The 6894-nt window shown below is 76.4% G+C and carries 8 protein-coding genes; 3 read left to right on the top strand and 5 right to left on the bottom strand.

Features of this window, described 5'->3' with window-relative positions; all coding sequences use genetic code 11:
* The first annotated feature begins 208 nt into the window (after positions 1–208).
* Positions 209–850 carry a hypothetical protein gene (locus RIF68_RS19180; protein ID WP_309052505.1) on the top strand — a complete coding sequence of 214 codons (642 nt, stop codon included), beginning with the start codon at positions 209–211 and terminating at the stop codon, positions 848–850.
* Positions 851–912: 62 nt separating this feature from the next.
* Here the strand turns inward: RIF68_RS19180 and RIF68_RS19185 are convergent, their stop codons facing one another.
* Complete coding sequence (locus tag RIF68_RS19185) at positions 913–2247, bottom strand: aminotransferase class I/II-fold pyridoxal phosphate-dependent enzyme (RefSeq protein ID WP_309052506.1); 1335 nt, start codon at positions 2245–2247, stop codon at positions 913–915.
* Between the two features lie 35 nt (positions 2248–2282).
* On the opposite strand from RIF68_RS19185, the gene RIF68_RS19190 reads away from it, so the two are divergent.
* Positions 2283–2987, top strand: coding sequence for a pyridoxamine 5'-phosphate oxidase family protein (locus tag RIF68_RS19190; RefSeq protein WP_309052507.1), 705 nt, complete (start codon positions 2283–2285; stop codon positions 2985–2987).
* Positions 2981–3679 carry an FMN-binding negative transcriptional regulator gene (locus RIF68_RS19195; RefSeq protein WP_309052508.1) on the top strand — a complete coding sequence of 233 codons (699 nt, stop codon included), beginning with the start codon at positions 2981–2983 and terminating at the stop codon, positions 3677–3679. Before RIF68_RS19190 ends, RIF68_RS19195 begins: the two co-directional genes overlap by 7 nt.
* 347 nt (positions 3680–4026) lie before the next feature.
* Here RIF68_RS19195 and RIF68_RS19200 read toward each other — a convergent pair whose 3' ends face one another.
* The 4 genes from RIF68_RS19200 to RIF68_RS19215 form a co-directional block, all read right to left on the bottom strand.
* Complete coding sequence (locus RIF68_RS19200; protein ID WP_309052509.1) at positions 4027–4278, bottom strand: hypothetical protein; 252 nt, start codon at positions 4276–4278, stop codon at positions 4027–4029.
* The gene (locus tag RIF68_RS19205; RefSeq protein ID WP_309052510.1) at positions 4275–4574 is read right to left on the bottom strand and encodes a hypothetical protein; all 300 of its coding nucleotides are present in this window, start codon (positions 4572–4574) and stop codon (positions 4275–4277) included. The genes RIF68_RS19200 and RIF68_RS19205 overlap by 4 nt, the downstream gene beginning before the upstream one ends.
* Before the next feature lie 312 nt (positions 4575–4886).
* Entirely contained in the window at positions 4887–5888 is a 1002-nt protein-coding gene (locus RIF68_RS19210) for an EamA family transporter (RefSeq protein ID WP_309052511.1), read from the bottom strand.
* 171 nt (positions 5889–6059) lie between these two features.
* On the bottom strand, positions 6060–6894 hold an 835-nt coding region (locus tag RIF68_RS19215; RefSeq protein WP_309052512.1), incomplete at its 5' end, for a DMT family transporter.

A 6894-nucleotide genomic window follows, 5' to 3' on the forward strand; every position in this document is an offset into this window, starting at 1 on the left:
CGGTGGGTGCGCTGGGGGCCCGGGGGGGCGCGCCCCACACCCCCCCCCGCCCCCCCCCCCCCGCCCGGGGCCGGCCCGCCGCGGGGGCCCGGCCGCGACGCCCCGCCGGGAGTGGAGACGCGCACGGAGACCGTCCGCACGCGAGGCCCGTCATCACGAAGTGATCACACCCCCTCACGGAGCGTGCACGGTGCGACAGGCTGGTGCGATGCGCACCCACCTCACCACCGGCCTCCTCGCCGCATCGCTGCTCGCCCTCACCCTCACGGCGTGCGAAGGCAGCGGCACCACCGACGACGCGCCCCGCACCACCCGGACCGCCACGCCGCCGGCCTCCGCGGCCACCACCCGGGCGCCGGCGGCCGACGCCGGGCCGGGCACGCTGCCGGACATGACCGGCAAGGGCCTCCAGTCCGCGCAGGACCAGGCCCAGGCCGCCGGCTTCCACAACCTCCGTTCCCATGACGCCCTCGGCCGCGGCCGCGCCCAGGCCCTCGACCGGAACTGGAAAGTCTGCGGACAGACCCCCGCGGCGGGCGAACACCCCACGGACACCGAGGTGGACTTCGCGGCCGTCAAGCTGGAGGAGAACTGCCCGGGCACGGACCAGGGCGCGAACGAACCCGGGCCCACGACCTCCATGCCCGACTTCACCGGCACGTCGGTGAAGGTGGCCCGCCAGTCCCTGGATCCCGCCACGAGCCTCACCGTCACCGACGCCTCATCCCAGGGGCGGATGGTCCTCGTCGAGTCGAACTGGCAGGTGTGCACCCAGGAACCGGCCGCCGGTACGAAGCTGGGCGGGCAGCCCGTCTCCCTCACCGCCGTGAAGTTCGGCGAGAGCTGCTGACACCGCGCCGAGGGGCCCCGCCCGCACGGCGGGGCCCCTCGCGGCCCTCGGGCGGACGCGCCCTACCCGTAACTCCTGGCCTGCGCCGGCCCCGCCGCGCGGGCCACGGCCTCGGCCAGGGGCTCGATGTCCCGGGGGGCGAGCCGCGAGACGGTGAGCCGGACGGCCGGCCCGGTCGCGAGGCGGAAGCGCGCCCCGGGGGCGACCGCCCAGCCGGCGGCCAGGAGCGCCGTCACCGCGCCCGTCTCGTCGGCCACCGGCACCCAGACGTTCATGCCGCCGCGCCCGTGCGCCTCGACGCCCCGCCGGGCCAGTGCCCGGACGAGTCCGTCGCGCCGCGCCCCGTACGAGCGGGCGACGCGGGCCGGGTCGACGGCGCCGGTGGTCCAGAGGTGCGCGACGGTCCGCTGGAGCAGTCGGCTCACCCAACCGGGGCCGAGGCGCTGGCGGCCCAGCACCCGGTCGACGGTCTCGGCGTCCCCGGTGAAGGCGGCGATCCGCAGGTCCGGGCCGTAGGCCTTGGCGACCGAGCGGACCAGCACCCAGTGGTCGGTGACACCCGCCAGCGGGTGCAGCGGCTGCGCCACGATGCCGTGGCCGTGGTCGTCCTCCACCAGCAGCACGTCGGGCCGGGCGGCGAGCACCGCCCGCAGGTGCCGCGCGCGTTCCCCGGTGACACAGGCGCCGGTCGGGTTCTGCGCCCGGTCGGTGACGACGACCGCTCGGGCCCCGTCCCGGACGATCGCCCGCTCGACCTCCTCGGGCAGCGGACCCTCGTCGTCCAGGGCCACGGGGACCGGTCGCAGGCCGAGCGCCGGCACGAGGTCGAGCAGGCTGCCCCACCCCGGGTCCTCGACGGCGACGGCGTCGCCGGGCCGCAGCCGGGCGGCGAGCACCCTCTCGATGGCGTCCAGGGAGCCGGAGGCGACACCGACCGGACCGGCCGGCACCCCGTCCGCGTCGAAGGCGGCACGGGCGAGCCTCGCGAATTCCCCGTCCACCGGCGCCTGGCCGTACACGCCGGGCGCCTCGGCGTAGTGGCGGGCGACCTCGGCGAGGGCCTCGTCCAGCCGCGGGAGCAGGGCGGGGTCGGGGTTTCCGTCGCTCACGTCCCGGACACCGGGCGGGGCCTCCACCCGGATCGAGCCGCGCGCGGTCGTGGCGGGCCGGGGCCGCACCCGGCTGCCGCGCCGGCCGTCGGTCTCGATGACGCCGCGCTCGCGCAGGGTGCGGTAGGCGGCGGCGACGGTGTTGGGGTTCACCCCGAGCTCCGTCGCCAACTCCCTGAGCGGGGGCAGGAGTCGGCCCGGTTCGAGCGCTCCCGTTCCCACTCCGCGTTCCACGCTGGCGGCGATCTCCGATGCGCGGCGACCTTCGATCCGATATTCTCCTAGCACAAAACACATTATGCACTAGTGCAATGGAGAGAGCAATGAGTGCCACGCCGGACATCTATCCGCCGACCGGCCGGACCGTCCCCACCCGCTCCCGCCACCGCGCCTCGTACGACAAGGACCTCGTCCACGCGATACTCGACGAGGGCTCGGTCTGCCACCTCGGCTTCGTCCGCGACGGCGCCCCCGTCGTCCTCCCCACGCTCTACGGCCGGGTCGGCGGCCGGCTCTACGTCCACGGCTCCACCGGCTCGCGCCCGCTGCGGGCCGCCGGGCGCGGCGAGGACGCCCCCGGTCTGCCCGTCTGCCTGACCGTGACCCACGTCGACGGCCTGGTGCTCGCCCGCTCCGCCTTCCACCACTCCCTCAACTACCGCTCCGTCGTCGTGCACGGCACCGCCCACCAGGTCACCGACCCGGAGGAGATGCACACCGCCCTCGACGCCCTGGTGGACCAGGTCGTGCCCGGCCGCTCGCGCGACGCGCGCCCCGCGAGCGCCAAGGAACTCGCCGCCACCGCCGTCCTCCGCCTCGACCTCGCGGAGGTCTCCGCGAAGGTGCGCACCGGCGGCCCCAACGACGACCCCGAGGACCTCGGCCTCCCCCACTGGACCGGTGTCGTCCCGGTCCGCAGGGGCTACGGCACCCCCGAGCCGGCCGCCGACCTCGACCCGTCCGTCGCCCTGCCCGGCTACCTCGCCGCGCTCGTCCGGCCGCGCCCCGAGGAGACCCCGTCGTGCTGATCCATCCCTGGGACGCCCCCCACGACGAGGGCGAGTGGCGTGACTGGCTCTCCCGCCACGACTTCGGGCAGCTCGCCGTGAACGGCCTCGCCGGCGAACCGCCGTGGGTGCAGCCCCTGCACTTCCGGTACGACGCCGGGCCGGGCCCGTACGGCGAGGCCGTCACCCACCTCGCCCGCCCCAACCCGCTGTGGCACGCCCTGGAGGCGCACCCGGTGGTCCTGCTCAGTGTCGTGGACGACTACGTGTACGTGCCCGGCCCCTGGACCGCCCCCGACGGCGCGCCGCCCGAGCACGGCACTCCGACCTCGTACTACGCCGCCGTCCAACTGCGCTGCACGGCGCACGTGGTGGACGACCCGGCCGGGAAGGCCGAACTGCTCAACCGCCAGGTGGCCCACTTCCAGCCGGACGGCGGCACGGTGCCGGCCGTCCCGGGCGAGGCGCCCTTCGGCCGCATGCTGCCGGGCATCCGCGGGCTGCGCCTGGAAGTGACCGGGGTCCGGGCGAAGTTCAAGTACGCCGGCAACAAGCCGCCGGAGGTGCGGGAGCGGGTGTCGGCCCGGCTCGCCGAGCGGCGGGGCCCCGGAGACCTCGCCGCCCGCGCGCATCAGCTCCGCCGCGGCCCGTCGGCGACGCCGGCGGCCTCTCCCGGCCCGTCCGCGTCGGGTTCCACGGTCCCCGGCCCCTGACGAGCCGCCACTCGCGGCCGCGGTCACTCGGCGAGATCCGGCAGTCGGAGGCGCGTGGCCGGGCGTCACGGGTCACGGTCGCCGTCCCGTCCTCAACGGCGACGACGGCGAGGTGGAAGGCGCTCCGCACCCCGGGCCCGCTCCTGGTCCACGCCCGGCGCCGTCATCGTCGGCCCGGTCTGCCCGATGACCCGATCGTCCACGACGGTCCGGCACCCCGCGCCGTGCCGGGTCCGTGCACGAGGCTCTCGCCGCGCATCGGCCCGGTCACCAGCGCGAGAGGGCGTGTCCGCCCTCACCGGCCGCAGCGCGTGACGGTGCCCCTCCCACTCCCCCGGCGGTGACGCTCACTCGCTGCCCGCGTACGCGATGGTGAGCACCGTGAGGGTCCGGGTGTCGTGCCCGATCAGGATGACCGCGGTGACGTGGCCGCGCGCGACCGTACGGACGATGCCGTCGTCCTGCCCGTACGGCTCGGAGCGGGCCAGCGGGTCCTGCTGGGCGTCGACGAGGCAGACGGCGAGGTCACGACGGGCGCCGTCGGGCAGCTGCTTGTACGTCTCGAACACGTCGGCCGAGAAGTGGAGCCGGTAGGTCACTCCGCTGCCCGCCCCCGCGCGTCACGGGTTCCGGCGTCCCGCAGGACCTCACCGGTCCGGTCGTCCGCCGCCAGGTCGAGGGGCAGCTCCCCCGTCACCTTCGCGGAGACCCGGGCGGTCTCGATCCGGCCGGCCGCGGCGTCGAGGCTCTCCGCCACCGCCGCCCACCGCTCCAGGACCGCCGGCAGTTCCTCGATCGGGGTGAGGTTCACGTCGGCGAGGAGCTGCTGACGGGACGCCGAGTGCGGCAGCACGTGATGAAGCCGGTCCACCGTCCATGTCTGGCGTGCGGTCACGTCGTCCTCCCCGGGGCGTCGCTCCTGTCCTTGCCAGGGTACGCGCCGGGGTACGGCCCGGTCAGTACGCCCGGCGGCCCCGTTCGCCACCGGGCGGGACGCGCCGAACGGCTGCCCGCTCCCGCGCCCCGCCCGCCGGGCCGCGCCCGGAAGGCCGCGCGCGGCCCTTCGGACACGGGAGGCGCCCCGGCGTCGTCGGGATCACCCGGGTACGCCCGTGCGGGGACGCCCCTCCGCCACGCTGTCCTCCGCGGGCCCTGCGGGACCGGGGAGACCCGGGCGCCGGGGGTCCTGCCCCGCGGGCGGAGGCCGCTACTTTCCGGACGCGGCCCAGGCCGGCGCCGTTTCCGCGCCGGGGCCGGTGTCCCGCCGCCGCTGCCGGTCCACCGCCGTCCTGGCCTCGGCGAGGGCGAGGCCGGTGACGGCGGCGAGGAGCAGCACGGTGCCGAGGACGGTGGCGGCGGTGAGCCGTTCACCGAGCAGCGTGACGGCCATGACGGCGGCGCTCACCGGTTCCAGGAGCATGATCACGGAAACGGTGGCGGATCGGACGACCGCGGCCCCGGCGAAGTACAGCGCGTACGCGAGGGCGGTCGGCACGGCCGCCACGTACAGCAGGAGGAGCAGCGTCCGCACCGGCTCGCCGGTGTGCGGGACCAGTCCCTCGGCGGCGGCCAGGGGCAGCAGGCCGACGGCCCCGACGGCGAAGGCCCAGGTGGTCGTCGAGAGGGCGTCCGTACCGCCGCCGTCGCGGCCGAGCCACCGGGTGAGCAGGGTGATCGCCGCGTAGCCGGCGGCGGAGACGACGGCCAGGAGGACGCCGTACGGTCGGACCTCCGCCTCGCCGCCGCCGAGGACGAGGACGGCGAGGCCCGCGAGGGCTCCGGTGACGGCGGCGAGACCGCCGGCGCCGAGGCGTTCGCCCAGGGTGAGCCGGGCGCCGGCCGCGATGAGGACGGGCCCGGCGCCCAGGGTGACGACGGTGGCGACGGCCAGGCCGGTGGCCTGGACGGCGGCGAAGTAGGCGCTCTGGAAGACGGTGAGGCCGAGTCCGGTGCCGAGGACGCGGACGAGCCGGCGGCGGCGCGGTTCGGGAGTGCCGCCGGCGGCCCGCCGGGGACGCAGCGCGAGCGCGCCCAGAAGCAGGACGAGCCCCCCGGCGCAGCGCCAGAAGGAGAGGGCGAGGGGGCCCATGTCTCCGGCGCGGAAGATGAGTGAGGCGGCGGCACCGGCCGTGCCCCAGGCGATGCCGGCGACGATGAGATAGAGCAGACTCCGCCCGGTGGACAGGGCGGATCCCGAGGTGGTGGACACGTGACTTCTCCGTGGAGGACGGGGGAACGGTGGTCGCTGGATCCGCGCGCGGGCAGCGACGAACCGCTCGGGGGCGGAGATCCGCCGGGCCGAGCCGCGTCTTCGTCGGGAGGGTCGCCGCGCGCCTAGGCGGCGGGCGGCGGAAGAACGGTCGCGTGCATGATCGGCACCCTAGGGGGTGGGCCGCCCGGCGGACAACCGGGTTTCCGGCCCTTCCGCCCGCTCGCCGTCCGGCTTCTCGCGGACCTCGTCGTCCGGCCCGCTCCCGGACCCGGCGACCGGTCCCGCCGGGGCCTTCGGGGTGGCGGACTGGGCGATGAAGGCGCCGACCAGGACGACCGCGCCGCCGACGATCTGGGGCGCGTCCAGGTGTTCGCCGAGGAGCACCCAGGCCAGGACGGTGGCGATCACCGCTTCCAGGCAGGCCACCACGCCGGCGACCTGCGGCGAGAGCCGGCGGACCGAGACGACGCCGGTGACGTACGCGAGGACGGTGGCGATCAGCACGATCCAGCCGAGCAGCAGCCAGGCGGGCACGGCCGTGCCGTCCATGTCGGCGCTGCCGGCGAGGACGGACCGGTCCATGCCCCACGGGCGGGCCACGGCGGTGAGGACGAGGGCGCCGATGAGCAGTCCGTACGCGATGACACCGAGCGGGTCGGCCTGGCCGTCCTCGCCGGCGCCCTGGTCGGAGAGGACGAAGTAACCGACCTGGCAGCAGGCGGCTCCGAGGGCGAGGAGCAGGCCGAGGAGGTCGAAGCTCAGTCCGGACCAGACCTCGACGACGCAGGCGAGGCCGCCGACGGCGAGGACGACGCCGAGCGCGGCGGCGCGGGTGACGGGCCGGCGCTGCACGAAGCGGACCCAGCCGAGGACGAGGGCCGGGGCGAGGTACTCGATGAGCAGGGCGACGCCGACCGGGATGCGGGAGATCGAGGCGAAGTAGAAGGCCTGGACACCGGCGACGGCGAGCAGGCCGAAGCCGGCGAGCAGGGCCGGTTTGCGA

The sequence above is a fragment of the Streptomyces sp. genome (genome assembly GCF_031178505.1).
In the GTDB taxonomy this organism is placed as follows: Bacteria; Actinomycetota; Actinomycetes; order Streptomycetales; family Streptomycetaceae; genus Streptomyces; species Streptomyces gulbargensis.